Source organism: Streptomyces sp. NPDC126497 (assembly GCF_040302425.1).
Taxonomy (GTDB): Bacteria; Actinomycetota; Actinomycetes; order Streptomycetales; family Streptomycetaceae; genus Streptomyces.
Genome location: NZ_JBEORT010000065.1, coordinates 1 through 26,069 on the forward strand (window position 1 = coordinate 1; position 26,069 = coordinate 26,069).

A 26,069-nucleotide genomic window follows, 5' to 3' on the forward strand; every position below is an offset into this window, starting at 1 on the left:
CCCGCCGTGCGGCGGGCGCCCCTCGGCGCGCTGCTCGGCGGTCTACCGCGGCTCCGGTCCCACCGCGACCGGCCGCCCGGGGTCGGACGACCACTCCGACCAGGAACCCACGTACAGCTCCGCCCGGATGCCCGCGACCGCCAGCGCCAGCACCTCGTGCGCGGCGGAGACGCCCGAGCCGCAGTACACGCCGACCGGTGAGCCCTGCGACACGCCCAGCGCCCCGAACCGGGCGCCCAGTTCCCCCGCGGACAGGAAACGGCCGTCGGCGCCGACGTTCTCCGTGGTGGGCGCCGAGACCGCGCCCGGAATGTGTCCGCCGACCCGGTCGATCGGCTCCACCTCACCGCGGTACCGCTCCCCCGCGCGGGCGTCCAGCAGGACCCCCGAACGCGCCAGCGCCGCCGCGCCGTCGGCGTCGAGCAGCCCGGTCTCCGCCGGCACCGGCACGAAGTCGCCCGCGGCCGGCCGCGGCACCGCGGTCTCCAACGGCCCCTCCCAGGACGGCAACCCGCCGTCCAGGACCCGCACGTCCGGGTGACCCGTCCAGCGCAGCAGCCACCACGCGCGGGCGGCGCCCCAGCCCAGCCCCCCGTCGTACACGACCACCGGCACGGCGGACGACACGCCCGCCCGCCGCATCGCGGCGCCGAACACCTCGAGGTCCGGGAGCGGATGGCGTCCGCGCTCGCCCGGCGCGGACGCCAGCTCCTCGTCGAGGTCGACGAAGACGGCGCCGGGGAGGTGCCCCGCCTCGTACGCGGCCCGCCCGTCGAACGGCGGCTCACCGGCCGCCTTCGCCGTGCTGAGCTGCCAGCGGACGTCGAGCAGCACCGGCGGGCGGGGGCCCGCCAGCGCACTCGCGAGTTCGGATGCGGAGATGATGGCGTTCATGGCCACCATCCTCGCGCACGGGGTGGCCGATCCGTTCCCGCCCGGCTACTGTGCTCGGCCGGGCGGGACCCGTCACGGTGCGTACCGGACCGAGCGCGTACCGTGTCGACGGCGGCGCGGGAACGATGCGCCTGGACGCGAGAGGACGACGGCCGCCCCACACGGCCGAGGAGAGAGCGACGACATGACCGACGCACGGGGCAGCGCCCGCCCGAACGGCGGGGCGCCCGCACGGCACGCGCCCGGCACACCCTGCTGGGCGAGCCTGATGGTGCACGGCCTGGAGACGACCGGGGAGTTCTACGAGGCGCTGTTCGGCTGGGAGTTCCGTCCCGGCCCTCGGCAACCCGGCCCGTACGTACGGGCCCTGCTCGACGGGCACGAGGTGGCCGGTGTCGGCGTGCTGCCGCCGGACCGCGATCTGCCGGTCGCCTGGACGCCCTACTTCGCCTCGGACGACGCGGACCTGACGGCGGAGGCGGTGCGGTCGTGCGGCGGCACCGTCGGGGTGGGCCCGCTGGACGCCGACGACACCGGCCGGCTGGCGATCGGCTCCGACCCGAGCGGCGCCGTCTTCGGCGTCCGGCAGGCGGCCGCGGGCCCGGGCGCCGCCGTCACCGGTGTGCCCGGCACGCCCGCCTGGAACGAGCTGACGACCTTCGCGGCGGCCGGCGTCGCCACGTTCTACACGACCGTGTTCGGTTACGACGAGGAGCCGGCGGCGCCCTCCGCCGGCCCCGATCACGTCACCCTGCGCCTGCGCGGCCGTCCCGTGGCCGGTGTCCACGGCGTGGGCGCCGCCCTTCCCCGGGACCGGGGTCCGCACTGGACGACGTACTTCGCGGTCGCCGACGCCGACGACGCGGTGGAGCGGGTCCGCCGCCTGGGCGGCCGGGTCCTCGCACCGGCCCGCGACGGGGACCACGGCAGGGCCGCCCTGGTGGCGGACCCGGAGGGGGCGCGGTTCGCCGTGGTGGGGAGCCCGCGCCGGCCCGCGGACTCCCGCCGGCCGCCGACGGCGGCCTCCACGCGGCCTACTTGACGACGTACAGCGTCTTCGGCCGGCCGTAGCGCCCGGCCTTGGCGAAGAGGTCCTTGATGTCGGCCGGCTTCAGCTTGACGCAGCCGTTGGAGCAGTAGTCGCCCGTGCCGCCCCAGCGCTCGGACCCGATGGTGCCCTGCCTGCCGTTCGGCTTCGTCTCGCTGTGCACGAACAGCTCGGTGCGCTTGGTGCCCTTGCTGCACTTCTTGTCGGACAGCTTGATGACGTAGCCGTTGATGATGCCGCGGGAGGCGGGCGCGGCGGTCGGGACGGAGCCCTGCGCGGAACGCGGCGACGACCAGGTGTTCCTGATCGGGCGGGAGTGACGGGCCCCGGCCGCCGCCCGGCCCGTCCCGGGAATCAGTGGTGGTCGGCGGTGGCGAAGTCGGGCAGCTCGGTGGAGAGGAGCCCGGCGGCGGCGCCGTCGAGGAGCCGGGCCGTCTCCGTGGAGCGGGGAAGCATGGTCTCCTCGTAGGCACGGACGGCTTCGCCGACGGTGTCGTGGCGGGCGAGGGCCAGAGCGAGTTCGCAGGCGTCGAGCAGGGCGAGGTTGACGCCGACGCCGAGCGGGGGCATGAGGTGGGCGGCGTCGCCGAGCAGGGTCACCGTGGGGTTGTGCTCCCAGGTGTGCGGGACGGGAAGGGCGAAGATCGGGCGGTCGACGTAGCGGCCGTCGTTGTCGGTGATCAGCCGGCGCAGGCGGGGTGACCAGTCGCGGTAGCGCTCCAGGAGGTGGGCGCGGATGCCGTCGGTGTCCTGGAGGGAGAGGCCTCCGGCGGTGATCCAGTCGGCCGGGACGCGCTGGATGAGGTAGACGCGGATGTGGTCGCCGCCGTTGCGCTGGGCGAACAGGCCGCGCTCGCCGTCGGCCGCCGCGGCGCTGCCCTGGCCGACGAGTTCGGCGATGTCGGGGTGCCGGGTCGTGACGTCGTGGAACCAGGCTTCCAGGAAGCTCACGCCGCTGTACTCGGGAGTGGCCCCGGAGAGGGCGCGGCGGACCGTCGACCAGGCTCCGTCGGCGCCGATGACGAGGTCGGCCTCGACGGTGGTGCCGTCGGTGAAGCGCAGCCGCCGGGGACCCTCGGCGGGGCCGTCGACGGCCCGCAGGGTGTGGTTCCAGCGCACGGTGCCGGGCCGGAGCGAGTCGAGCAGCAGGTCACGCAGCCGGCCGCGGTCGATCTCCGGCTTGAACCGCTCGCCCTGCTCGGGGACGTGGTGGAAGAGGACCGTGCCGGCCGGGTCCAGCTGGCGCATCTCCTGCCCCTCGGGGCGGGCCAGCCGGAAGAACTCCTCCAGGAGACCGGCTTCGCGCAGGGCGACCTGGCCGTTGTCGGCGTGCAGGTCGAGGGTGCCGCCCTGGTCACGGACGTCGGGGCCGGCGTCGCGGTCGTGGACGGTGACGGTGATGCCGTGCCGCTGGAGGATGCGGGCGCAGGTCAGGCCGCCGGGGCCGGCGCCGATGACGGCGATGCGGGGTGCGGGGGTGGTGTTCACGGTGTGCTCCGTTCGTTCCGTGTGGTCCCGGGAGGGAGAAGAGGGCCGGGCGGTGCCTCACGGCCGCCGCCAGAAAAGCACACCGACTCAATAAGTGCAACAACTCAACTTTTGAAGCGAGGCAACCGAGGGGATAGAGTGCCGGCATGCCCAGAACGACGACCGGCACCACGACAGGCTCCTCCCCCGCGCCCCTGGGGCGCCGCGAGCGCAAGAAGGCCGCCACCCGCCGGGCCATCGCCGACGCCGCGCTGCGCCTGTTCCTGGAGCGCGGCTACGACGAGGTCGGCATCCGCGAGATCGCGGACGCCGCCGACGTGTCCACCACCACCCTGTTCAAGCACTTCCCGGTCAAGGAGGCCCTCGTCTTCGACGAGGACGCCGACCAGGAGGCCCACCTGCTCGCGGCCGTCCGCGAGCGGCCCGAGGGCCGGTCCGTCCCCGCCGCACTGCGCGAACACGCCCTGGCCACCCGGCTGGTCTCCGCCGACGGCGACGCCCGCTTCACCGCCTTCACCGACCTGGTGGCCCGCACCCCCGCACTGCGCGACTACGCCCAGAAGATGTGGCTGCGCCACACCACCGCGCTCGCCCGGGTCATCGCCGAGGAGAGCGGCCTCCCCGCGGACGACCCCGCCTGCACCGCCCTGGCCCACTTCGCCCTCGAAGCCCCCCGCGCGGCCTACCCCCACGACACCCCCCGCGAGGTCGTCGACCGGGCCTTCGACCTCCTGGAACAGGGCTGGAGCGCACTCACCCGGAGCGGGGCGTGAGCGGACGCGCCGGCTCGCGGTCCTGGTCCCGGAGCGGGCCATGGCCTCGGCACGGACGTCGAAGGCCTGTCCCCCTTTGATCCGGAAGGGGCCCCTCCTGCCCCGCCCGGGTGGTCCGCCGACGCCGGGCGGCACCGGCACCCGGCCCCTCAGTCCGCCCCCGGAGCCGTGCCGGCTCCGCTGCCCTCCCAGCCGTCCGGAGTGCGCCGGCTGACCTCAACCGTTGAGGTCGATCACCCGTACGGGCTGCCCTTTCCACACGTCAGGCACTGTCGTGGCGATCACGGCTCCGTTCGGCCGCTCCGCCGTCGGCTCGGCCGCGTATCGGGTGTGGGCGGGAGCCCAGGACGTCTCGCGAGCCACGGCGAGCGCGGCGGGCAGATCCAGGTCCAGCAACGCGATGCCGGGAAGCGCGGCGAGGTGCTCCGCCGTTCCAGGCCGCACGCGATCGGCTTCCACCAGCGCGCATACCGGGGCGTAAAGGAACCAGCCCGCCTCGGAATGCGCACGGTGGATCAGGCGCGAGGCGAGCACATTGCCCCGGCCCACCGCCACCATCGCCGTCTCGTCCAGAACGATGTGCACAGCTTCGGTCACCTGGCTCCCGCCTCACGGAGCCGCCGGTCCAGTTCTGCGTCGAGTTCGGCCTGCTCACTCGCACTCGGGTCATAACCGTTCCATGCCCGCAAGGCGGTGCGCGCCTGGTCGGCGCGGGCGGCTCGTTCCTCGGGCGTGAGCAGGGTCTCCGCGAGGTGGGACAGGTAGCCCCGAAGTGACATGCCTTCGGAGGACGCTATCCGAGCGAGCCGGTCGCGGGCTTCGGCAGGGATACGGATGTTGGCGTCAGGCATACAGGCCTCCTCAGTCACCCCCGAGGATACGGGTACGGGTACGTACCCGTCCAGGCGGCTCCCTCCGCGTCGAACGACACCATCACCGCCCCCCGTGACGAAAGCACGTACTCCGCCCAGACGGTCTTGCCCGGGCCGTCCGGGCGCGGGCGCCAGTCCCAGCGGGTCGCGAGCTGCGACACGAGGAGGAGTCCGCGGCCGGTTTCCTCGACGCCGGCGGCGTTCTCGGGAAGGGCGGGGCGGCGGGGGTGGCGTTCGGTGCGGGTGTCGGTGACCTCGACGCGCACGGTGCGGCCGTCGAGGGTGGTGTGGAGGCGGAGGTGGAAGTCCCGGCCGGGCACGTGGCCGTGGCTCACGGCGTTCGCGGTGAGTTCGGCGACGATCAGCACGATCGCGTCGTGCGGGTCGGTGCCGTACGGGATGCCCCACGCGTCCAGGCGGACGGCCGCGAGGCGGCGGGCGAGACGGGCTCCGCGCGGTGTGGAGGTGAAGCGCATCCCGAAGTCGGGGCCCGGTGGCGAGGACGCCTTCAAGAGGGCGCAGGGGGTGGCGGGTTGGGTGGTGTCGGTGGGGTTGGTGGGTTTCGTCGTCACGCCTCCCACGGTCCCGTCGGTCGCGTAGCGTGACCAGTGGTGACGCAGCGACAGGGGGCGGCTGTACCCGTGGTGTACGCGCGTGTCGGAGCTGCGCGCCGTGACGGCGTCCCTTGCGGGGGCGTTGAGCGAGAGAAGGCGGTGGTGGACATGGCGGAGCGCACGGGTGCGGAGGCCGGGGCCGAGGCGGTTCCCGGGGAGCGTGAGCACGGCGGGGGCGACGGCGGCGGCGCGGGAGCGGCGGTCGTGCGTCTCGGGGACGGGTGGGGGAACGACGGCGGAACCGGGCGGCGGCCGGAGGACGAGGCCGGGCGGGGTGTCGTGGTCGCGTTCGGGCAGACCATGAAGACGCTGCGGGTGCGGGAGGGGCTGGAGCGCGAGGAGTTCGGCCGGCGGCTCGGGTACTCGGCGTCCACCATCGCGTCGTTCGAGCAGGGGCGGAGGATTCCGACGCCGAGAACGATCGAGCGGGCGGATGAGGTGCTGGGGGCGGGCGGGTTGCTGTGCCTGTGGAAGGAGCAGGTGGAGCGGGCTCAGTATCCGGGGTTCTTCCAGGGGATGGCGGTGCTGGAGAAGGAGGCCGTTGAGCTGGTCGCCTACGACACCCTAGTGGTCAAAGGGCTGCTTCAGACGGAGGAGTACATGAGGGCGCTGCTCGCCATGAGGCGGCCTCCCCTGGACGAGGAAACCATCGAGCAGCGAGTGACGGCCCGGTTGGCCCGGCGAGACATCTTCGATCGTCGGCCTGCCCCGCTACTGAGTTTCGTACTCGACGAGGCAATCCTGCGGCGCCCTTACGGAGGCACGTCCGTGCTGCGCGGGCAGTTGGAGCACCTGCTGCTGATCGGACAGAGGCGCAACGTCGAGATTCAGGTCATGCCGGTCGACCGCGAGGACAATGCCGGTGTGAACGGACCGTTCACCGTTGTGACTCGGAAGGACGGCAAAAAGTTCGTGTACGCCGAGGCACAAGGGATCGGCTCTCTACAGACCGACCCTGAGCAAGGGGTTCTGGCTGCCGCCCGCTATGGGATTATCCGATCTCAGGCTCTCAGTCCGCGAGAGTCGCTGGAGCTCATCGAAGGGTTGCTGGGATCACTATGAACAACACTGAGTCCTCGACCGTCGCCTCGGACCTGGCCTGGTTCAAGAGCAGCTACAGCGGAACCGAGGGCGGCGATTGTGTAGAGGTCGCGTCTGCTACAGCAGTTGTGCACGTCCGGGACTCGAAGGCTGACGCCGGTCCCGTACTCACTGTCTCCCGTGAGGCATGGGCGGGCCTCATCGGGTTGACCTCGTCGGAACGGCGCGTCTGAGGCTGGGCCGTAGCTGACGCATCCGGGCTCCCGAGGGCCCGGATGCGTCAGCTGAGGGCTCTCTACTTGGATGCAGCGTCGTCCCCGTCGGACCGCTCGACGTAGTCCGTGGCGGAGGGCTCGCGCTCCAGCACGACCTCGAAGTCCTCGACCCGCGGGGCGGGTTTCGTCATGTCCAGCTCGGCGAGGTGGTTCTTCAGCTTCTTCGCCATGGGTCGGAAGGTCGCGAACGTGAGCCCGCCGGAAACAACGGCTCCGACGACGGGGACTGCCTTGGAGAGGGTCCTTGCGAAGGTCTGCTTCGTGATCTCCTGGCCGAGGTGACGCGCGATCTTCTTCACCAGGGGGTAGACGATCCCCTTCGTGAGTGCCTTCTTGGGAAGGCTCTTGGCGACGTGCTTCGACATCTCCTCCGCGACCTTCCCGATCGCAGTGGTCGCCGTATGGGTGCCGAACATCACGCCGACGAAGAGTGTGAGCACTCCCTCGGTCGCGTCGTCCATCTCGTCGCCGGAGAACAGGTCGGGCCAGCTGTAGAGGTAGGCGAGCTTCTGCGCGACGCGCAGCATGTGACCCATGTACTGAGCCAGGTCGGCGGGGACGGTGGCGGGCAGGAATACCAGGCCGGGCAGTCCGGCTGCCGCGGAGGCGGCGCTGACCTTGGCGGTCTCGTACTTGATGGAGTCGTTGGCCGCCTTCTCCAGGATGTCGAGGGGGATACCCGCCGCCGCCGGGGTCTCCTCGATCGCTGCCTTGATCTGCTCTTCGGAGCAGTGGCGGGACAGCGCCTTCCGAAGGTACGTCTCTCTGTTGATACGCACACCCGGAAGTTTCGCCGCAGCGACCAGCACTGTGGAGAAATGCGACCCCGGGTCTTCCATCTCTTTACCCGCCATGAAATGAACCTGCCCTTCAGAAGTTCCGGTGATTTCGGTGAACAGCCCTCGCTCGGACGTGAGGGGCTGTGGGCGGACAGCTCAGCCGCCGGCCTCTCCGTTGGTGGACCACTCGTTGGCGAAGTGCTCCATCTGGCGGAGGACCAGGTCGATGGCGTCCTTCTGCTGGTCCGGCGGGTAGTTGTTGCGGGCCAGGAGGCGCTTGATGGTGCTGCGCAGGCGGGCGCGGACGGACTCGCGGGCGATCCAGTCGGGCTTGAGCTGGCGCCGGACCTCGGTGACCAGTTCGCGGGCGATACCCGCCAGGACCTCGTCGCCCATGAGCGAGCGGGCCGTGCCGTGGTCGGCGACGGCGTCGTAGAAGGCGAGTTCGCGCCAGTTCAGGGGCGGGTCGAACTTTTCGCCGCGCCGGGCGTCGGCGGCGACCTCCTTGGCCATCTCGACCAGTTTGGCGATGAGTTCGGCGCTGGTGTACTGCTGGCGCATGTAGCGCACCATCAGGTCCTGGAGCCGCTCGGAGAACGTGGTCTGCCGGACGATGTTGTGCCGGGTGACCTCGCGCATCTTCCGCTCGACGAGCCGCCGCAGCGCCTCGGCCGCCAGGTGCGGGGTGTCGCTCTGCTGGAGCTGGGCGACGAGCGCGTCGGTGAGGTGGGTGAGGTCGGCGGTCTCCAGCCCGGCCTCGGCGAACAGGTCCGTCACTCCGCCCGTCTCCACGACGGACGACGTGAGCTGGGAGAGGTACAGCTCGACGTCGCGGGCCACCGGGAGGCCGCGTGCCTCGCGCTCCATGGCGTCCAGCTTGGCCATGTAGGCGCGGACCTCGACGAAGAACTGGATGTGCCGCTTCCAGGCCGGCGTGCCCGCGAACCGCTCCCCTACCTCCTTCGAGCTGCCCGCCAGCGCCCAGAAGCGCTCCAGCCGGTAGGCGTGGTCGCGGAAGCGGCGGCCCAGGGTCTGGCGCGGGTCGTCGAGCAGGTCGGGGTTGTTGCCCTGGGTGCGGGGGTCGCGCAGGTGGTTGGCGGTCTTCAGGGCGGCGTCGACGAAGGCGCGGGGGCCGGGGCGGTCGAGCAGGGGTTCCCACTCGAAGCCGCGCAGGATGCCGGTGAGGACGTCGTACTCGTTGCGCAGCTCGTCCAGTGCGCGCTCGACGTCCTGGCCGAGGGTGCGGTCGCGCCGGTCGGCCTCGGTGTACTCGGCGATGGCCCGCTGGAGGTTCTCCGTCAGCGGGGCGTAGCCGACGAGGAGGCCGTCCTCCTTGCCGCGGAAACGGCGGTTGACGCGGGCCAGGGCCTGCATCAGGTTGGCGCCCTTGAGCGGCCGGTCCAGGTACATGGTGTGGACCGGCGGGGCGTCGAAGCCGGTCAGCAGCATGTTGTTGACGATGAGCAGCTCCAGCTCGTCGTCGGGGTCCTTGGCCCGGTTGATGACGGCCTTGCGGCGGCTGTCGGTCAGCGCGTGGGCGAGCAGCTCGTCCGAGTCCTTGCGGGAGTTCGAGGAGAAGACGATCTTCATCGTGCCCTTCTCGAACTCGTCGCTGTGCCACTCGGGGCGCAGCTCGCGCAGTGCGTCGTAGACGCGGACACAGATCTCGCGGGTCGCGCACACCACCATCGCCTTGCCGGGCGCCCCGCCCGACTCGGAGGCACCGACGAACGGCTTCATCCGCTCCCGACGCGCCTCCCAGTGCTCCACCAGGTCGGCGGCCAGGTCCCGTATGCGGGCCGGCGCGCCGTACATGGCGTTCATCGTCGCCACGGCCTGTTCGACGCGGCGGCGCTCGGTGTCGTCGAGGCCGTCGGTGATGCGGTCGGCCTCCTCGTCGATGGCGGTCGGGTCGACGTCGCGGTCCAGGACGAGCTGGATCACGCGGCTCTCGTGGTAGACCTTCACGGTCGCGCCGTCGTCGGCGGCCCGCTTGAGGTCGTAGACGTCGATGTAGTCGCCGAACACCTCGCGGGTGTCGCGGTCCTCCTCCGAGATCGGCGTACCGGTGAAGGCGAGCAGCGTGGCGTGCGGGAGCGCGTCGCGCAGGTGGCGGGCGAGGCCCTTGAGGTCGTCGTAGTGGCTGCGGTGGGCCTCGTCGACGATGACGACGATGTTCCGGCGGTCGGAGAGCATCGGGTGATCGGTACCCGATTCCCGCTCCTCCTTGGTCTTGCCGAACTTCTGGAGCGTGGTGAAGAGGATCCCTCCCGTCCTCTTCGCCGCGAGCTCCTCCCGGAGTTCGGCGCGGGTGACGACCTGCTTGGGCGTCTCCGGGAGGATCTCGCTCTCCTGGAACGTCGAGTAGAGCTGGTCGTCGAGGTCCGTGCGGTCGGTGACGACCACGACGGTGGGGTTCAGCAGGGCCGGGTCCCGCATCACCATGGTCGTGGTGAGGACCATCTCCTCCGACTTGCCCGACCCCTGGGTGTGCCAGACGACGCCGGCCCTGCCGTCGCTGGCCGAGGCCGTGCGGACGGCGTCGGCGGCACGGGTGACCGCGTGGTACTGGTGCGGCTTCGCGATCCGCTTCATCCGCTTCGACGGGACGAAGTTGACGAAGGACTGGATCAGTTCGAGGAAGCGGGACTGGGTGAACAGACCGTGCAGCGCCAGGTTCTGTCCCGACTCCGAGAAACCGTCGGCGGTCAGCGGGTCGACGCGGGCGCCGAACTCGTCCGTGTTCCACGGGGCGAAGTGCTCGTACGGCGTGAACGGCGTGCCGTACTTCGCGGTGATGCCGTCGGAGAGCAGGACAACGGTGTTGTAGCGGAAGGCGGTCGGGAACTCCTGGACGTACCGGGCCACCTGGGCGTGGGCCGTCTGGAGCGTCGCGTCCTCGTCGCCGGCGCGCTTCAGCTCGATGGCGGCGAGGGGCAGGCCGTTGACGTACAGGATGACGTCGAAGCGGCGGTTCCTGTCGCCGTCGATCACCGTGACCTGGCTGAGGGCGCGGTAGGTGTTCGCGTCCGGGTCGGTCAGGTCGAGGAGGCGGATGGTGGGGTTGTGCTCGGCGCCGTGGGAGTCGGTGTAGGTGACGGACCGGATGCCGGTGGTGAGGTGGCGGTGGGCGGCCCGGTTCTCCTCGTAGGTGTCCTGGGAGCCGGGGGTGGCGGCGGTCGCCACGGCTTCACGGACGGCGTCCGGGGGCAGGTCCGGGTTCAGCCGCTCGATCGCCTCCTGAAGGTCCGGGTAGAGGATCAGGTCGTCCCAGGACTTCCGGTGGTCGGAACCGGGTGCGAACGCGTTACCGGAGGCCGGCTGCCAGGCCAGCTCGGCCAGCTCGTCGAGGGCGAGCAGCTCCCAGTCGGCTTCGGTGGGACGGCGGTGGGTTCTGTCGTCGGGCTCGTTTCCGTCGTGGCGCGTCGTCATGTGGCGTCCTCGACAATCTTTTCGGCGTCCTTGACGCGGAGGCGGCCGGACATGAGTGGGGGGAGGAGGGTGTCGCGGAGGGTGGCAAGGGTGCGGCTTTCTTCCTCAAGGCTGCGCTGCAGCCGGAAGAGGTTCCCCACGTCAGCTGTGAACTCCTGCACGGCGTCCGATTCCGGAATCCGAAGCGACAGCGATCGAGCTCTTTCTCGATTAAGGCCCGGCACAGCGGAGTCAGAGTTCATGTGTTCCAGCCCAAGACCTTTGAGAGCGAAATACATGTACTCCAAGGACACTCTTCCATTCGCACACACAACATAGAAGGTGGTGTCAATCGGGAAGAAGTCGACCTCTGACCAATATACGGCGCCGACAGTCCCCTTGCGACCGATAATGACACCTGGCCCCTTCACCAGGGGTTCGTCATGGGAGCCACTGACACCCCCACTGCCGAACACAGGGACATCTCCAGCCACACGACGCGCCGCAGGGAGCGCCTTCCCGTACTTCAATTCGACCAAGTCACCCACGGTGGTCGTTTCGGTGGCTGATTCACGGAGAAGTCGGAACTTCGCCGAACCCAACTCCAGGGCCGTTGCCGCGATTCGCTCGTTGACAGCAATCTTGGCGTCCAGCGCTCCGAGTACCGTCACGATATCCTGCTGCACTTCCAGCGGTGGAAGCACGAATCCCAAGGAGGCCAGAATGCCCAAGTTGATATGAGGCACACCGGCAGTGATCGCCCGACTATGAATATTCCTCACCATCTCAGGCGATCTGAATTGATAATAGACAAATTCAGGTGTGGTGACAGACCTGTCCACGCGAAGCCGCATCTGGCTCTGAGAGATCACGTAACAGTCATGCGGCTCTGCCGGAACAATGCCAACCTGGCCAAGGGTCCCTCGCTGCGTGAAGACCACATCTCCAGGCCTGGCCTGGTTGCGTGCCAACTGTCCGTTGGCTTTCTCCGGAGTCACGTAAACGAAGTCGCGTGCATCAAAGGTACCCAGGGACCCGAGGTTCGATCCTCGGATCACAGGCACGCCAGCCGCAACATAGTCCTTGCTTCCAAGAGAGGAACCAAAAGGCCCACCCACCAATCCCTTGGGGACTGCGACATCTGTGACAGTAACGCGTCGCCAGTCAGACATGGACCCTCCCGAGCTGCTCGCGAACCGCCTTCTCCAGTTCGCCAGACTTATCGAAGAGCTCATACAACTGGCCTGTCAGGTCATTGACCCGCTCGGCAATGACCTCGATCTTCTCCTCGTCGTCCGCAACCGCCTCCACGTACGTTCCCGGCGAGAGCTCATACCCGTGCTGCCGTACCTTCTCCAGGTCGGACGAGCAGCAGAAGCCCGGCACATCCTTGTACGTCAGCCCGGCCTCGCGCGCCGACGCCGTGCCGCGCCACGCGTGGTAGGTGTCGGCAATTCTCCTGAGGTCGGTCTCCGTGAATACGCGCTCTGTCCGGTCCACCATCTCGCCCATCCCGCGGGCGTCGATGAACAGGATCTCGCCACGTCGGTCGTCGAACCGCCGGGCGCCTTGGGGGGACTTGTCCTTGGACAGGAACCACAGGCACGCCGGGATCTGAGTCGTACGGAAGAGCTGCGAAGGCAGCGCGACCATGCACGCCACCAGGTCCGCCTCGATCAGCGCTTGCCTGATCTCGCCCTCGCCGCTGGACTGGGAACTCATCGAGCCGTTGGCCAGGACGATGCCGGCCGTACCCTTCTCCCCCAGCTTAGAGATCATGTGCTGGAGCCAGGCGTAGTTGGCGTTGTTCTTCGGCGGGACCCCGTACTTCCATCGCGGGTCCGTCTCGTCCCTCGCCCAGTCCTTGATGTTGAAGGGCGGGTTGGCCATCACGAAGTCGGCCTTCAGGTCCGCGTGCTTGTCGTCGGCGAAGGTGTCGCCCCAGCGGGCGGCGAGGTTGCCGTCGATGCCGTGGATGGCGAGGTTCATCTTGGCCAGGCGCCATGTACGCTCGTTGAGCTCCTGGCCGAAGACGGAGATGTCGGCCTTGTGGCCTCGCCCGCTGTGCGCCTCGATGAACTTGGCCGCCTGCACGAACATGCCACCTGAACCGCATGCCGGGTCGTACACGCGCCCCTGGTACGGTTCCAGAATCTCCACGATCAACCGCACCACGGACTGCGGGGTGTAGAACTCTCCACCCCGCTTGCCCTCGGCACGGGCGAAGTTGCCGAGAAAGTACTCGTACACCTCGCCGAGCAGGTCCTGCGCCGGCCTCTCCTCGTTGCCGCCGAAGCGGGCGTCGCTGATGAGGTCGACGAGTTCGCCGAGGCGCTTCTGGTCGACGCGGTCCTGGTTGAAGATCTTGGGGAGGACACCGGTGAGGGAGGCGTTCTCCCGCATGATGGCGTCCATCGCCTCGTCGAGGAGCTTGCCGACGCCCTGGGCCTTCGCGTTGGCGGCGATCCAGGACCAGCGGGCGGTCTCGGGGACCCAGAAGACGTTGTCGCGGGTGTACTCGTCGCGGTCCTCCAGAAAGTCCTCCATCCGGTCCTCGGTGATGCCGTCGTCCGCCAGCTCCGCAGCCAGCTCGCCCCGGCGCTCCTCGAAGGCGTCCGAGACGTACTTCAGGAAAATCAGGCCGAGGACGAACTCCTTGTACTGGGCGGCGTCGATGGAGCCACGGAGCTTGTCCGCCGCCTTCCAGAGGATGTCCTGGATCTCCTTGGCGGTGGAGGCGCTGAACAGTTCCGCCTGATCGGCGGGCTTGCCCTTACGTGCAGGCATGTGGTGGACCGTCTCCTTCAGTGGGTGTCGGTGTGCGGAAGTGGCTGGATGGTGAGCGTGCCGTCGGTCATGCCGGCCGCCATCACGCGGGTCAGGTCGTCGAGCGCGGCCGTCTGCTCGCGCAGTAACGCCGCCCGGCTCTCGATCTCGGCGAGGACGGCCTCGTACAGGTCGGCCTCGGCGCTGCTCAGATCGGGGACGACCAGGTCCTCGATGCGGCGGGAGGCGCGCACGGCGCCGCTGGTGCGGGCGTGCTCCCCCGCCGCCGCCCGCAGCAGCGCGGCCAGCACCCGGGGCCGTACCGGCGGGTCGGCGTCGGGGTGGACGCGCAGGATGCGGGCCGGGGCCGCGACCAGCGAGAGGCCCTCCACGTCGACGTACACCCCGAAGTGCGGGTGGGCGGTGACGACGAGGTCCCCGGGTTCGGTGAACTGGGCGTGCTCATACGCCGTGAGCAGGATGCCCCGGTCGATGCGACGGCCGCCGATGCGGGCGGTGCCGAGGATCTCCTCGGGGGTGAGGACCGTGTAGTGGCCCTCGGGGGTGAGGTGTTCGGGGGCGAAGCGGTGGCCGGGGCGGCGGCGCAGGCGGCGGACGCGCAGGAGGCGGCCGACGGACGTACGGCGTACCGGCTGGTTCTCCGGGCGCAGTTCCGCCCGGGCCCGCAGCCGGAGTTCGCCGGCCCGCGCACGTTCGTGGAGCTCGCCCAGGCGGCGCTCCAGGTCCGCGACGACCGCCGGGCGTTCCACCACCGTCCGCAGGTGCCGGGACGTGGCCGTGCGGTGCTGCGGGGTGAACGCGGCACCGGGACTGCCGTCCAGGTCGGCGCCGTGGACGATGGCGGCGTGGCGCGGTTCGTGACGCGGGTCGGGGGTCCACCCGGAGGCGCGCCAGATGGCGATGTCCTCGGCGAGGGCGTCGAGGACGGGCTCGGTCAGTGGCCGGGCGGAGTAGTCCGCGAGGAGAACGAGACCCGTGCGCTGTTCCTCGGGAACGCGGGCGAGGACCCAGACCGCCGTGCGGTAGCCGGGGCGGTAGGCGTAGGCGCCGTCGGGGAGGCTGATCGCCGCCTTGAGTAAACCGGGCTTCAGGAAGGAGCGGCGCAGGCGGTCGGCGTCGCCGTGCCGGGCGAGGGGGCCGGTGAGGACGTCGGCGGGGCCGAGGACGACGGCGGTGGCTCCGGTGTCGAGGTAGTCGGTGAGGGCGGCGATCTGGTCCAGGACCGCCTTCGCGTCGCGGGTCTCGGCGGCCTCGTAGGGGAGGGCGCAGACGAGGAGGTGCGGGTAGCCCCACTCGTCGGCGGTCAGTTCCTCGCCCTCGACGACGTCGAGCCGGAACTCGTACACCCCGCGCACCAGCATCCGCCGGCGGACCAGGCGCACGCGGGCCGGGTCGGGGTCGGCGGCGAGGTAGACGTGGCCGGAGTCCTCGGCGGCGCGGTCGTGGAGGGCGGCCGGGAGGTCGCCGCAGCAGGCGTGCGGGACGGCGATCACCGCGCCCTCGTCGAGGGTGTCGACGCCGGAGAGCGCGGCGAGGGCACGGACCACGGCCGGGGTGGGCCCGTCGGCGGCCGGGTCGTGGGAGCCGAGGCGGTGGCGGGCCTGGAGGATCCAGTCGAAGGCCTCGGCGGGGTTGTAGGCGGCGTCGATCAGTTCGTCGGCGAGGTGGGCGAGGGCCGGGCCGGTGCGGTCGGGGTCGGGCAGGGCCCGCAGTTCGGAAAGGAGGAAGCGGTCGTCGGGGTCGAGGTCGGCGGCCCGTTCCAGGAGCGTGGGCCAGGGGCGGCCGTCGGCGACGGGGGCGTCGAGCTGCTGGTGCAGGCAGGCCAGGGAGGTCAGCGCGCCGAGCAGGACGGACGCGGACAGGGCCGGGGTGCGCCAGGCGGCCAGGGTGTGCAGGGCGAGCTCGGCGCGGAGCCGGCGGGGGTCGGTGTTGCCGCGGCCGGTGGAGGCGAGCCAGTCGACGACCGCGCGGGCGTCGAACAGGGGACGACCGTCCTCGTGGGCGACGGGCGCGGGGAAGTCGGGGTGGCGGCGGGCCCAGGTGGTGGGTACCGGGCGCTTGACCTGGGCGAGGGCGGCGATCTCGGCATAGGTGATCCGCCAGGCCGGGGTTTCGGGCAGGATGACGGAGGGCGTCTTCGCGGTCGTGTGCGTCGTCATCGGACGTGCCCCCTCTCCCCCGGGTCACTGAGGCCGGCCTCCCCGCCTCTCGGTCCACCCCTCTTCAGCGGGACGGACGTCAGCAATCTACAGCGAGGGCGGAACCCGAAGAGAAACCCATCTGATAATACGGGTTATCAGTGATCTCTTGACCGCGTCACCGGAACGGCGGGCACCTTGTGACCAGCAAGCGCCACGACGCCGAACCGGAGGACCACCGCGATGAGCCACCCGCCCTCGACACCGCCCAGCACCCCCGGTCCCGCCGGTTCCGGGAACGCGCCGAGCTGGGGCGCCGTACCGCCGGTGCCGGTCCCGCCGGCCGGCACCGGGCAGCCTCCGGCGGGCACGCCCGCGGGGCCGGAGCCGTCGCGCCGCAAGGCCTGGCTCACCCACGGCGCGACCGCGCTCGTCGCCCTCGTGATCGGCGCGGGCATCGGCGGCGACGGGGAGTCCGGCGGCAAGGACGGCTCCGCCGCTCCCGCCCCGGCCGTCACCGTCACCAGGACCGCGGCCGCGCCCGCCGAGCCCGGTGAACCGGAGCCGGCCGTCACGGTCACCGAGAAGGTCGCGGTCACGCCGAAGCCCGCCAAGAAGCCCGGAGCGGCCGCCACGGTCGAGGGCGACGGCCAGTACCTCGTCGGCGAGGACATGCAGGCCGGTACGTACAAGACCGCCGGGCCCGCGAAGGGCAGCATCATCGAGAACTGCTACTGGGCGCGCACCGAGAACGCCTCCGGGGAGTTCGGCGCGATCATCGCCAACGCGAACCTCCAGGGTCAGGGCCGGGTGACGGTCAACAAGGGCGAGTACTTCGAAACCAACGGCTGCCAGGAGTGGACCAGGACCGGCTGACCGGCCGCCGCACACGCCGCCGCGCTCGTGGGGGGACGCGGCGGACACGGGGCGGGCGGTCCGTCGGGAACGGACCGTCCGCCCCGCCCCTCCCCCTTCCGCCACCCGCCCGACGTGAACAGGAGGGTCCGTCGATGGGCCGCCGTTCCCCGCTCGCCCACGCACCCCGCCCCACCCTCAAGGGCCGTCCGCAAGTCCACTTCGACGGCACGGTCAAGGCCGTCCCCCGGACGCCGATCGTCCTCGCCACGGACGCCTCCGTCGCCGGCGACAAGGTCGGCACCGGCTACCTCGCCACCACCGGCGAGACCGGACTGCGCGCCCACGCCTACCCGCAGTACCTCACCACGCCCCGCGTCCGCGTCGTCGTCACCGAACTCCGGGCCGTGTACTGGGGACTGAGGCGGATCTTCGCGGCGCGCCCCGGGCGGCCCGTCGAGGTGCGCGTCGACAACCTCGACGCCCTGGAACTCCTGCACGAGTGGCAGGGCGGCGGCTACCGGATGCCGGACGGCTACGGGACCCGGCTGCGTTCGCGGGGCCGCCGGCCCAGCCTCGTCAAGCTGCAGATGTACGCCGAGTACACGCCCGGCCTGACCTTCGTCCACGAGAAGGCCCACGTCGGCAACCCGCTCAACGAGGCCGCCGACTCCCTGGCCAAGCTCGGCCTGCGCTCCGTGCGCGGCCGGGTGCCGGCGGCCGAGATACCCCGGCTGGTCCCGCTCTGGGCGAGCGGGGCGTTGGCCGAGTACCGGCGCGGCCGGGGCTGAGCCGCGCATCCGCTCGCCACACCTCCGTTCCCTCACACCTCCGCGCCCTCGTGCCGAAAGGAAGTTCCACGATGTCCTCCCCCGAGCAGCAGCCCACCCCTCCCCCGGCCGAGGCCCCCGAAACGGACCGGGCCACGGCCGAGGAACCGGCCCCCGCGCCCGGCCACCCGCCGGCCGCGTCCGCCTCCCGCTGGTCGCGGCTGCCGCGCGGCGCCGTCCTCGCGATCGGCGCCGGTCTCGGGGCCGCCGTGGTGGGAGCCTGCTGGGCAGGGATGTCGCTGGCCGACGGCTCGGAGGAGTCGTTCAGCACCGACGGGACGCTCACCGTCACCGGGATCGGCGCGGGGCTCGACTCCGGCGACCTGTGTACCGGAACGGACGGCTACTCCGACATCGACTTCGGTGCCCAGGTCAGCGTCACCGACGCCGCCGGGACCCTCGTCGCCAAGGGCGATCTGGGTCTCGGCCGGAAGACGGAGCTGGGCTGCGAGTTCCTCTTCACGGTCGACGACATCACGCCGGGCTCGAAGTTCTACACGGTCGAGGTCTCCCACCGCGGCGGTCTCACCCAGACCGAGGACGAACTGCGCGCGGGCGGCCTCGCGTTCACCCTCGGCGACTGAACAACCAAACCAGCCAGGGCAATTGCTCAGTTTCTTCCCTGCGCATGCCCACTTCTTTCGGAACGTGTCACTGAACGATGTGCCTCACCCACGTGTCGGCTGATGGGGCACCGTGGCTCCGGCGATCACAGTCGAAAGGGAGAACCTCCATGAGCACGTACACCGGTCCACTCGTCGACGGTGTGGCCCCGATGAGCGCGTACGAGAGGCAGGTGTGGGACACGGTCGACAAACACTGGCAGCGCCGCGACGACCGCCGTGGTCTGTCGAACTGGGCGGGCCCCGCACTCGGCCGCACCGGTGAGCTCGCGGGAAATGCCGTGCGACGGATCAAGGACGCCGTGCCGGAGGCGGTCGCGGAACCGGTCCGTCGAGCGGGCGACGCGGTCGTCGACACGACCGTGCGACCGGTGCTCGCAGGCGCGACGGCGCTGCTCGAGTTGGCCAACGACTTGACCTTGGAGCTCAACAACCCGAAGAACGTCGAGGAGCGCGCCCGCAAGCGAGGCTTCGACATCGACAGTTTCACCGAACTGCGGCAGCAGGACCTCAAAGTCTGCGACCGGCTGCTGACCCGTGACACCCTCACGTGGCGGGCCGTCGGCGCGGTCGAGGGCGGTGCCACGGGCATGCTGGCCACGGTCCCCGTCGTCGGTACCCTCACCGCGATGACAGCGGACATCCTCATCGTCCAGGTCCTGAGCACGTCGATCGCATCGCGCATCGCGTACTCCTACGGCTATGACGCCAAGGATCCCGGCGAGCAGGACTTCATCCAACGCCTGGTACAGCGGTCCTTCATGGCACAGGCGGCCAAAGCCAAGCCGTTGCGTGACACCGCGCGGGCGGCGAATGCGGTCAAGGGGCGCGTGAGGTGGTCGGAGAAGCTCCGCAACGACCACCGTCTCCTGGCCGCCCTGGAGAAGTTGATGCAGCAGCTGGGCCCGGCCGGCTCCAGGGTGCCGGTTGGAAACGTCGCCAAGGCCGTTCCGTTCGTGGGTGTCCTCATCGGTGCCAGCATGAACAGCGCGGTCCTCGGCAGCGTGGCCGCCGACGCTCGGCGGTACTGCCAGACCCGGTTCCTGTGCGACAAGTACGGACTGCCGCTGCCGGCCGCACTGACGACCGACCAGGACGACGACCTCCAGACCGACGCCACGTAGGTGACGGTCGCTGCGGCGTCGGCGGGGTGCGCGGTGTCCACGGGGTGGCGGGCTCGCCGAGGCTGCGAAGGCCACCGTCTCCGAGCTCGTCACCTCCGCGGGGCTGCGTCTCCTGGTCGCGGGGAGGCGCACGGTCCCGGCACCGGTCACGGCTTCCTGACCGGCACGCGTGCGGCCCGGCGGGCCTCCTGCCGGGCCGCACGACGATCAGTGGGTGTCGGTGCGCTTCTCGAGGCGGGTACCGTCGCGCAGGGTGATCGACATCAGGTCGCTGGGGGCGTCCAGTTCCAGGCGGTGCCAGCGGCCGCGGGGGACGATCGCGGCGGTGCCCGCCCGCAACCGCACCATGTCCTCGGCCCCGCCGGGCGTGGCGGGACGGAAGTGGAGGCGGACACCGCCGGTCAGACAGCACACCGCTTCCTCTGCCTCCGGGTGCATCTCCCAGTGGTCGGCGTGGACGTCGGCGTCGGTCTCCACGTGGAACGTGGCGATCTGCCAGGCACCGGAGCCGCTGCTCGTCATCTGCCGTTCGGCGGCCCGGACGTCGCCGTCGGGGTGGAAGTGCAGCGCCGAGGTGAACAGGTCGATGGTGGTGGTCGTCATGACGGAGTTCCTTCCAGCCGGTTCTGCGCGGGGGTGGTGGAGCGCGGGACGGGAGTGACGGCTCGGCGGCGCGGCAGTACACCGATCGCCACGACCGCCGCGAGGACGAAGACGGCGGCGGCGACGGCCAGGCCCAGGGCGTAGCCGTCGTTGAGCGAGGCGGGGTCGGCGGCCGTGCCGGTGTGGTGCGCGGCGACGGTGGCCAGGGCGGCCAGGCCGATGCAGCCGCCGAGCTGGCGGGAGCTGTTCATGAGGCCGCCGGCCATGCCGGCCTCACGCGGGGCGACGCCGGTGGTCGCGGCGGCGGCGACCGGAGCCAGGACCAGCCCGGCGCCGACACTGGTGACGAGGGACGGGCCGAGTACGTCGGCGAGGAAGCTGCCGCCGGGGCTGATGAGGGCGAACCAGGCCAGGCCCGCGGCGGCCAGCAGGGCGCCGGGCACCAGGGACGCACGGGGGCTGCGGGACGCGGTGACGCGGGTGGCGACGACGGTTCCCGCGACCAGGCCCAGGGAGAAGGGCAGGAACGCGGTGCCGGTCGCCGCGGCACCCATGCCCAGGACCTGCTGCATGTACAGGGACACGAAGTAGAACGCCGCGAACTGCCCGGCCGCGGCCAGGAACACCAGCACGTTCGCGCCGGCGACCCAGCGGCTGCGCAGCAGGCCGAGGCGCAGCAGGGGTGCTGCGGCCCTCGCCTCGGCGAGGACGAAGGCGGCGAGCAGCACGGCCGCCGCGGCGAGGGTCGCCCACGTGACCGGGGAGCCCCAGCCCAGGGTGTCGGTGCGGACGACACCGAGCACCAGCAGCCCCACTCCCCCGGTCGCCAGGACGGCACCCGGCGCGTCCAGCCTCTCGCGCCGGACGGGCGACGCCTCCGCGGGCACCCCGGTGAGGACCAGCGCGAGAGCCACCGCGACGATGGGCAGGTTGATCAGCATGACCCAGCGCCAGCCCGCGTACTCGGTCAGCAGCCCGCCCGCCAGTACGCCCAGTGCACCGCCCGCGGCGTTCACCGCGCTCCACACCCCCAGCGCGCGGACGCGCGGAGGGCCTTCGGTGAAGGTGGTGGTGAGCATCGCCAGCGCGGCCGGCGCGGCCGCGGCGGCGCCCAGGCCCTGCCCGGCGCGTGCGGCGATCAGGTGCCAGGGGTCCTGGGCCAGCCCGCCCAGCAGCGAGCACAGCCCGAAGACGGCCAGCCCCAGCACGAACATCCGGCGCCGGCCGTACAGGTCGCAGGCGCGGCCCCCCAGCAGCAGGAACCCGCCGAACGTGAGCGCGTACACGTGCACGACCCACGGCAGGTTCAGCGGCGCGAATCCCAGCGCCGTGCGGATCGCGGGTAACGCGACATTGACCACGGACATGTCCAGGGCGACGGCGAACTGGGCGACGGCGGCCGCCGCCAGCACCACTTCAGGCCTGCCGCCAGAGTTTCTATACATGTATAGAAACTTAGCGCCGAGGTTCGCCGTTGTCGACACCTGGGGGATGATGGAGGGCATGCCGCAGCCGTCCGCACCGCGCAGAACCCCGGGCCGACCTCCCCGTATCTCCCGCGAGGAGATCATCGGGACGGCCCGCCGGATCGTGGAGGAGGGAGGCGTGGACAGGCTGACCATGCGGCGGCTGGCCACGGAGGTCGGCAGCACGCCGATGGCGCTCTACCACCACGTCCGCGACAAGGAGGAACTGCTCGTCCTCCTGCTGGACGACTACGCCGCCCGGGCCCTGCGCCGACCGGAGCCGCCCGCCGACCCCCGCGAGCGGGTCGTCGTGGCCGCCACCGCGATCCACGAGGCGCTCGCCGCCTGCCCCTGGATCGTGGAGGTGCTGACCGCCGACGACCTGCTGTCCGCGAGCGCGCTGTGGTTCGTCGAGCAGATCGTCGACGGCCTGGTCGGGTGCGGCCTCTCCCTCGACCGGGCCGTGCACGGCTACCGTGCGATCTGGTACTACACCGCCGGGGAGATCGTGGTCAGGACGACGGCGGCCCGACGGCGCGCGGACGACGACCGCACGACCTACCGGGAGCAGGTCTTCGCCGACCTCGACCCGGGCGAGCTGCCCCGCCTGGCGCAGGCCGCGGACCGCTGGGCGCCGCTGACCGCCGAGGACACCTACCGGGACGGGCTCCGGGCCCTGGTGGACGGTCTCCTCCTCAGCCGCTGACGACGCGCCGCCGACGATGTGCCCGGCCGCCCGCGCCAGGGCCCGGGGGCCGGGTGAGGAGCGCATGACGACCGGCGCGGTGGGCATCCGACGAAACCGGGTGGTTCAGGGCCTCGCAACGGCTCGGATCCCGTCGGAACCGGTTCCGGCGGCGGCTGACGACGGAGTTCGCCGACGGCCGAGGCCTGGCGCGACCGGCGGGTGCCGGTCTCCGACCGCCCCCGCGCGCCGGCGGCGCGGGAGGGCTTACTTGGATTCGACCCGTCCCGCCGGGTCGGGCCCGGTGGTCAGCGCCTCGCACGCGACCTGCCATGCGGGGTCACCGGGATGAAGCCGGGTGCGGAGGTAGGCCGCGGTGAGCCGGGCGAGGGCGGCGACCCGTCCGGGATTCTCGTCGGTGGTCTCGGCGGCGTCGTATCCGGCGATGCCGCCGAGTCCGTGCTCCGCGCCGAACAGCGTGAGCAGGGTCTTGGGTCCGGGGGCGAGGGTGTAGGGGTCGGCGTGCCAGTCCGGGCCCATGTCCGTGAAGTGCCGGGAGTCGTCCTTCTCTCCGGCGACGACCAGCGCGGGTGTGGTCATGGTGGAGAAGTCGACGGTCCGGAAGACCGGCAGCGCGTCGGCCATCGGTCCGCTGAGGACGTCGCCCCTGCCGGGCGCGGCGAGCAGCACGCCCGCCTTGATCCGGGGGTCGAGGAGGCTCGCCTCTCCCCCTCCGTCGGGGTCGGTGACCCGGGCGCCGAGCAGGAGGCTCGAGGTGAAGCCGCCGAACGAGTGCCCGGCGACGGCGACCTTGGTGGGGTCGATCCGCCCGGAGAGCAGCGGCACGGCCTTCTCGATCACGTCGAGCCGGTCGAGGATGTGTGACATGTCCTCGGAGCGCGAGCGCCAGAAGAAGGGCGCTCCGGGGGCGTCGGCGACCAGGTGGCTCAGCGTCCTGGAGGTGAGGTGGGTCGGCTGGACGACCACGAAGCCGTGGGCGGCCCAGAAGTCGACGAGCGGCGCGTAGCCGTGGAGCGAGGAGAGGTGGTTCGAGGGGCCTTGGCCGTGGGAGAGGAGGATGACGGCGAGACCGGTTCCGGTCGCCGGCGCGGAGACGCGTACCTGGAGGTCCACGGGACGTCCGGGCACGGAGAGGACCACGGGGCCGAAGGACAGGACCGGGGCGGGTGCGCCCAGGGCGTCGACGCCGGTGGCTGTGGATGTGTTCATGACGTGGGTTCCCTTTCGGTGGCACCTGCTGCCCGCCGGTCCCCTGCGACCGGCAACAGGCAGGTGGTCAGGGACGTCCCGCTTCGGCTAACCTGAAGCGGAACGTCGCTCCACTTACTATCCGGAACGCCGTTCCGTTTTGTCAATCGGCGGAGGAGGGGTGCGTGAGGGCCACCGACAGCGCTGCGGGTCAGTCGCCGTCCCGGGGCGAGCGGGCCGACGCGCAGCGCAACCGGCAGACGGTGCTCGCTGCCGCCGCCGAGGTGTTCGTCGCCTCCGGCGTCGACGCGCCGATCCGCCGGATCGCGGCCCGGGCGGGCGTCGGGGTGGCCACGGTCTACCGCCACTTCCCCACCCGGGCGGATCTCGTCACCGCCGTCTACCGCCACCAGATCGAGGCGTGCGCCGAGGCCGGCCCGAAGCTGCTGGCCGACGCCGACTCCCCGTTCGACGCGCTGCGCCGGTGGATCGACCTCTTCGTCGACTTCCTGGTCACCAAGCACGGACTCGCCGGCGCCCTGCACTCCGACAGCGACCGCTTCGCCGCGCTGCACACCTACTTCCTCGACCGCCTGCTGCCCGTCTGCGCCCAGTTGCTCGACGCCGCGGTCGAGGCCGGCGACATCGAGCCCGGTACGCAGCCGTACGAGCTGATGCGCGGCATCGGCAACCTCTGCGTCGGACGCGAGGACGACCCCCGCTACGAGCCCCGGCACCTGATCGCCCTCCTCCTCCGGGGACTCCGGCGGCCTCACGCCTCCTGACGCCGGCGAACGGAGGCCGCACCCGGGCGACCCGCCGGACGGGGAGTGGTCACCGACCGGGCCGGCGCCCACGGCCCGGAAGGCCCGGCACCGCCCGACCGGCGGCCGGCAGGACGCGTACCGGGTCGCGGTCGATGAGCACCGCGGCTTCCGGGGCGGGCGCCCGTCCGCGCGGGCGAGCCGCAGGACCGGTCACGGGCAGGGACCGTGCCGGCCGGGCCGCGCGCCGGACGACCGGGCCCGGTCCGGAGGGCCGGTGTCCTCCGGCCGCGGCGTGACCCCCGGACGCGCCGGTCGCCCCGGGCGGGCTCAGGCGTCGGGCGGCAGGGCCCGGAGCAGGGCTTCGAGCGCCGCCCGGTAGGCGTGTTCGGCCGGTGTGGCGTAGCCGACGACCAGGCCGTCGCCGGCCGGTGCGGTGGCCCGCGGGTGACGGAACCCGGCGAGGCCGTCCAGCGCGATCCCCTGCCAGGACGCGGCCTTGACCACGGACGCCTCCGTGCCGGGCGGCAGCCGCAGGACCGCGTGCAGGCCCGCCGCGATGCCGGTGACCGTGATGTGCGGGGCCCGTTCGGCGAGGGCGGTGACGAGCTGGTCGCGGCGGCGCCGGTAGCGCTGCCGCATGCGGCGGATGTGACGGTCGTACTGCCCGGATTCGATGAGCTCGGCGAGGGTCAGCTGGTCGAGGACGCCCGCCCAGGCCTCCCGCTCGCCCTTGGCGGCGAGCACGCCGTCGACGAGGTGCTCGGGCAGGACCATCCAGCCGATCCGCACGGCCGGGGACAGGCTCTTGCTGACCGAGCCGAGGTGGACGACCCTTTCGGGGTCCAGGCCCTGCAGGGCGCCGACGGGCTCGCGGTCGTAGCGGAACTCCCCATCGTAGTCGTCCTCGAGGACCAGGCCGCCGCCGGCCCGGGCCCAGTCGACGACCGCGGCGCGCCGGGCCGGGTGCAGCGGGCCGCCCGTCGGGAACTGGTGCGCGGGGGTGAGCAGCACGCCGCGCACCCGGGGCAGCGCGGCCAGTTCGTCGACCCGGGCCCCTCCGGCGTCCAGGCCCAGCGGCACCGTGCGCACGCCCGCGTCCTCCAGGATCTCGCGGTGGAAGCCGAGCCCGTACGACTCCACGGCGAAGGGACCGCGCAGCACCCCGCCGCCCGCGCCGCGCGAGCCCGCGAACAGCAGCCGCAGCGCGTGGGCGAAGCCGGAGCACACCACGATCCGCTCCGGGTCGACGCGCACCCCGCGGGCCCGTGCCAGATAGCCGGTGAGCGCGCGGCGCAGCTCGACGCGGCCGCGCGGATCGCCGGGTCCGAAGGCGTCGTCGGGTGCGGCGCCCAGCGCCCGCCGGGCGGCCGAGAGCCAGGCCGTGCGGGGGAAGGAGGCGGCCTCCGGAGTGCCCTGGCGCAGGTTGTGCGCGGGGGCGGCGGGCCGTCCGGGGGCGGGCTTCGGCCTCCGGGGGCGCGCGGGCGGCGCGGCGCGTTCCGCCACCCGGGTCCCGGAGCCCTGGCGCGCGGTCAGCCAGCCCTCGGCGACCAGTTCGGCGTAGGCGTCGGCGACGGTGTTGCGGGCCAGGCCGAGGTCGGCGGCGAGCGAGCGGTAGGGGGGCAGCCGGGTGCCCGGCGCGAGCCGTCCCTCCCGCACGGCGTCCCGCAGGGCGCGGATGAGAACGGCGCGGCGGCTGCCCGGACCGGACAGGTCCAGGTGCAGGTCGCTGCCGATGCGCTCCGCGGAATTGACCCATGATTCCGACATGGGAATGCACCTTAATCGAG

The 26,069-nt window shown here is 71.8% G+C and carries 25 protein-coding genes; 10 read left to right on the forward strand and 15 right to left on the reverse strand.

Annotated elements, in window-relative coordinates; all coding sequences use genetic code 11:
- Positions 1–42: 42 nt before the first annotated feature.
- Positions 43–894: a sulfurtransferase gene (locus ABTY20_RS24035; protein ID WP_351999102.1), complete on the reverse strand. Its 852-nt coding sequence runs from the start codon at positions 892–894 to the stop codon at positions 43–45.
- Between the two features lie 184 nt (positions 895–1,078).
- On the opposite strand from ABTY20_RS24035, the gene ABTY20_RS24040 reads away from it, so the two are divergent.
- Positions 1,079–1,936 (forward strand): VOC family protein, encoded by an 858-nt coding sequence (locus ABTY20_RS24040; RefSeq protein WP_351999103.1) that lies wholly within the window; start codon positions 1,079–1,081, stop codon positions 1,934–1,936.
- Here ABTY20_RS24040 and ABTY20_RS24045 read toward each other — a convergent pair.
- Both ABTY20_RS24045 and ABTY20_RS24050 read right to left on the reverse strand, forming a co-directional pair.
- Positions 1,929–2,105, reverse strand: coding sequence for a hypothetical protein (locus ABTY20_RS24045; RefSeq protein WP_351999104.1), 177 nt, complete (start codon positions 2,103–2,105; stop codon positions 1,929–1,931). The genes ABTY20_RS24040 and ABTY20_RS24045 overlap by 8 nt on opposite strands.
- 191 nt (positions 2,106–2,296) lie before the next feature.
- Positions 2,297–3,430 carry an FAD-dependent oxidoreductase gene (locus tag ABTY20_RS24050; protein ID WP_351999105.1) on the reverse strand — a complete coding sequence of 378 codons (1,134 nt, stop codon included), beginning with the start codon at positions 3,428–3,430 and terminating at the stop codon, positions 2,297–2,299.
- Positions 3,431–3,576: 146 nt separating this feature from the next.
- On the opposite strand from ABTY20_RS24050, the gene ABTY20_RS24055 reads away from it, so the two are divergent.
- Entirely contained in the window at positions 3,577–4,203 is a 627-nt protein-coding gene (locus ABTY20_RS24055) for a TetR/AcrR family transcriptional regulator (RefSeq protein ID WP_351999106.1), read from the forward strand.
- Positions 4,204–4,419: 216 nt separating this feature from the next.
- On the opposite strand, the gene ABTY20_RS24060 is transcribed toward ABTY20_RS24055, so the two are convergent.
- The 3 genes from ABTY20_RS24060 to ABTY20_RS24070 are packed head-to-tail and all read right to left on the reverse strand — an operon-like array spanning position 4,420 to position 5,647.
- Positions 4,420–4,800 carry a PIN domain-containing protein gene (locus ABTY20_RS24060; RefSeq protein WP_351999107.1) on the reverse strand — a complete coding sequence of 127 codons (381 nt, stop codon included), beginning with the start codon at positions 4,798–4,800 and terminating at the stop codon, positions 4,420–4,422.
- On the reverse strand, positions 4,797–5,054 hold the full coding sequence (locus tag ABTY20_RS24065) for a hypothetical protein (RefSeq protein WP_351999108.1): 258 nt from the start codon (positions 5,052–5,054) through the stop codon (positions 4,797–4,799). Before ABTY20_RS24065 ends, ABTY20_RS24060 begins: the two co-directional genes overlap by 4 nt.
- A gap of 14 nt (positions 5,055–5,068) precedes the next feature.
- Complete coding sequence (locus ABTY20_RS24070) at positions 5,069–5,647, reverse strand: ATP-binding protein (RefSeq protein ID WP_502991874.1); 579 nt, start codon at positions 5,645–5,647, stop codon at positions 5,069–5,071.
- A 150-nt stretch (positions 5,648–5,797) separates the two neighbouring features.
- Between ABTY20_RS24070 and ABTY20_RS24075 the strand changes: the two genes are divergently transcribed.
- Positions 5,798–6,751 (forward strand): helix-turn-helix domain-containing protein, encoded by a 954-nt coding sequence (locus ABTY20_RS24075; protein WP_351999135.1) that lies wholly within the window; start codon positions 5,798–5,800, stop codon positions 6,749–6,751.
- Positions 6,748–6,963 carry a DUF397 domain-containing protein gene (locus ABTY20_RS24080; RefSeq protein WP_351999109.1) on the forward strand — a complete coding sequence of 72 codons (216 nt, stop codon included), beginning with the start codon at positions 6,748–6,750 and terminating at the stop codon, positions 6,961–6,963. The genes ABTY20_RS24075 and ABTY20_RS24080 overlap by 4 nt, the downstream gene beginning before the upstream one ends.
- 62 nt (positions 6,964–7,025) lie before the next feature.
- Here ABTY20_RS24080 and ABTY20_RS24085 read toward each other — a convergent pair whose 3' ends face one another.
- The 5 genes from ABTY20_RS24085 to ABTY20_RS24105 form a co-directional block, all read right to left on the reverse strand.
- A complete protein-coding gene (locus ABTY20_RS24085) occupies positions 7,026–7,844 on the reverse strand; it encodes a hypothetical protein (RefSeq protein ID WP_502991875.1) in 819 nt (272 codons plus the stop codon).
- Positions 7,845–7,940: 96 nt separating this feature from the next.
- Positions 7,941–11,216, reverse strand: coding sequence for a type I restriction endonuclease subunit R (locus ABTY20_RS24090; RefSeq protein WP_351999111.1), 3,276 nt, complete (start codon positions 11,214–11,216; stop codon positions 7,941–7,943).
- The gene (locus ABTY20_RS24095; protein WP_351999112.1) at positions 11,213–12,367 is read right to left on the reverse strand and encodes a restriction endonuclease subunit S; all 1,155 of its coding nucleotides are present in this window, start codon (positions 12,365–12,367) and stop codon (positions 11,213–11,215) included. The genes ABTY20_RS24090 and ABTY20_RS24095 overlap by 4 nt, the downstream gene beginning before the upstream one ends.
- Positions 12,360–13,982, reverse strand: coding sequence for a class I SAM-dependent DNA methyltransferase (locus tag ABTY20_RS24100; RefSeq protein ID WP_351999113.1), 1,623 nt, complete (start codon positions 13,980–13,982; stop codon positions 12,360–12,362). The genes ABTY20_RS24095 and ABTY20_RS24100 overlap by 8 nt, the downstream gene beginning before the upstream one ends.
- 17 nt (positions 13,983–13,999) lie before the next feature.
- Entirely contained in the window at positions 14,000–16,141 is a 2,142-nt protein-coding gene (locus ABTY20_RS24105) for a hypothetical protein (protein WP_351999114.1), read from the reverse strand.
- A gap of 222 nt (positions 16,142–16,363) precedes the next feature.
- On the opposite strand from ABTY20_RS24105, the gene ABTY20_RS24110 reads away from it, so the two are divergent.
- The 4 genes from ABTY20_RS24110 (at position 16,364) to ABTY20_RS24125 (ending at position 19,552) form a co-directional block, all read left to right on the forward strand.
- On the forward strand, positions 16,364–16,996 hold the full coding sequence (locus ABTY20_RS24110) for an Rv1352/Rv1906c domain-containing protein (RefSeq protein WP_351999115.1): 633 nt from the start codon (positions 16,364–16,366) through the stop codon (positions 16,994–16,996).
- 134 nt (positions 16,997–17,130) lie between these two features.
- Positions 17,131–17,766: a ribonuclease H family protein gene (locus ABTY20_RS24115; RefSeq protein ID WP_351999116.1), complete on the forward strand. Its 636-nt coding sequence runs from the start codon at positions 17,131–17,133 to the stop codon at positions 17,764–17,766.
- 71 nt (positions 17,767–17,837) lie between these two features.
- A complete protein-coding gene (locus ABTY20_RS24120; RefSeq protein WP_351999117.1) occupies positions 17,838–18,389 on the forward strand; it encodes a hypothetical protein in 552 nt (183 codons plus the stop codon).
- A 149-nt stretch (positions 18,390–18,538) separates the two neighbouring features.
- Positions 18,539–19,552: an EcsC family protein gene (locus ABTY20_RS24125; RefSeq protein WP_351999118.1), complete on the forward strand. Its 1,014-nt coding sequence runs from the start codon at positions 18,539–18,541 to the stop codon at positions 19,550–19,552.
- Between the two features lie 207 nt (positions 19,553–19,759).
- Here the strand turns inward: ABTY20_RS24125 and ABTY20_RS24130 are convergent, their stop codons facing one another.
- Positions 19,760–20,155, reverse strand: a complete 396-nt coding sequence (locus tag ABTY20_RS24130) for a cupin (RefSeq protein ID WP_351999119.1) — start codon at positions 20,153–20,155, stop codon at positions 19,760–19,762.
- Positions 20,152–21,600, reverse strand: coding sequence for an MFS transporter (locus ABTY20_RS24135; protein ID WP_351999120.1), 1,449 nt, complete (start codon positions 21,598–21,600; stop codon positions 20,152–20,154). Before ABTY20_RS24135 ends, ABTY20_RS24130 begins: the two co-directional genes overlap by 4 nt.
- A gap of 58 nt (positions 21,601–21,658) precedes the next feature.
- On the opposite strand from ABTY20_RS24135, the gene ABTY20_RS24140 reads away from it, so the two are divergent.
- Positions 21,659–22,327 (forward strand): TetR/AcrR family transcriptional regulator, encoded by a 669-nt coding sequence (locus ABTY20_RS24140; RefSeq protein WP_351999136.1) that lies wholly within the window; start codon positions 21,659–21,661, stop codon positions 22,325–22,327.
- Positions 22,328–22,573: 246 nt separating this feature from the next.
- Here the strand turns inward: ABTY20_RS24140 and ABTY20_RS24145 are convergent, their stop codons facing one another.
- A complete protein-coding gene (locus ABTY20_RS24145) occupies positions 22,574–23,536 on the reverse strand; it encodes an alpha/beta hydrolase family protein (protein WP_351999121.1) in 963 nt (320 codons plus the stop codon).
- A gap of 164 nt (positions 23,537–23,700) precedes the next feature.
- Between ABTY20_RS24145 and ABTY20_RS24150 the strand changes: the two genes are divergently transcribed.
- On the forward strand, positions 23,701–24,300 hold the full coding sequence (locus ABTY20_RS24150) for a TetR/AcrR family transcriptional regulator (protein WP_351999122.1): 600 nt from the start codon (positions 23,701–23,703) through the stop codon (positions 24,298–24,300).
- A gap of 309 nt (positions 24,301–24,609) precedes the next feature.
- Here ABTY20_RS24150 and pdxR read toward each other — a convergent pair whose 3' ends face one another.
- Positions 24,610–26,049 (reverse strand): MocR-like pyridoxine biosynthesis transcription factor PdxR, encoded by a 1,440-nt coding sequence (pdxR, locus tag ABTY20_RS24155; RefSeq protein WP_351999123.1) that lies wholly within the window; start codon positions 26,047–26,049, stop codon positions 24,610–24,612.
- Between the last annotated feature and the right edge of the window lie 20 nt (positions 26,050–26,069).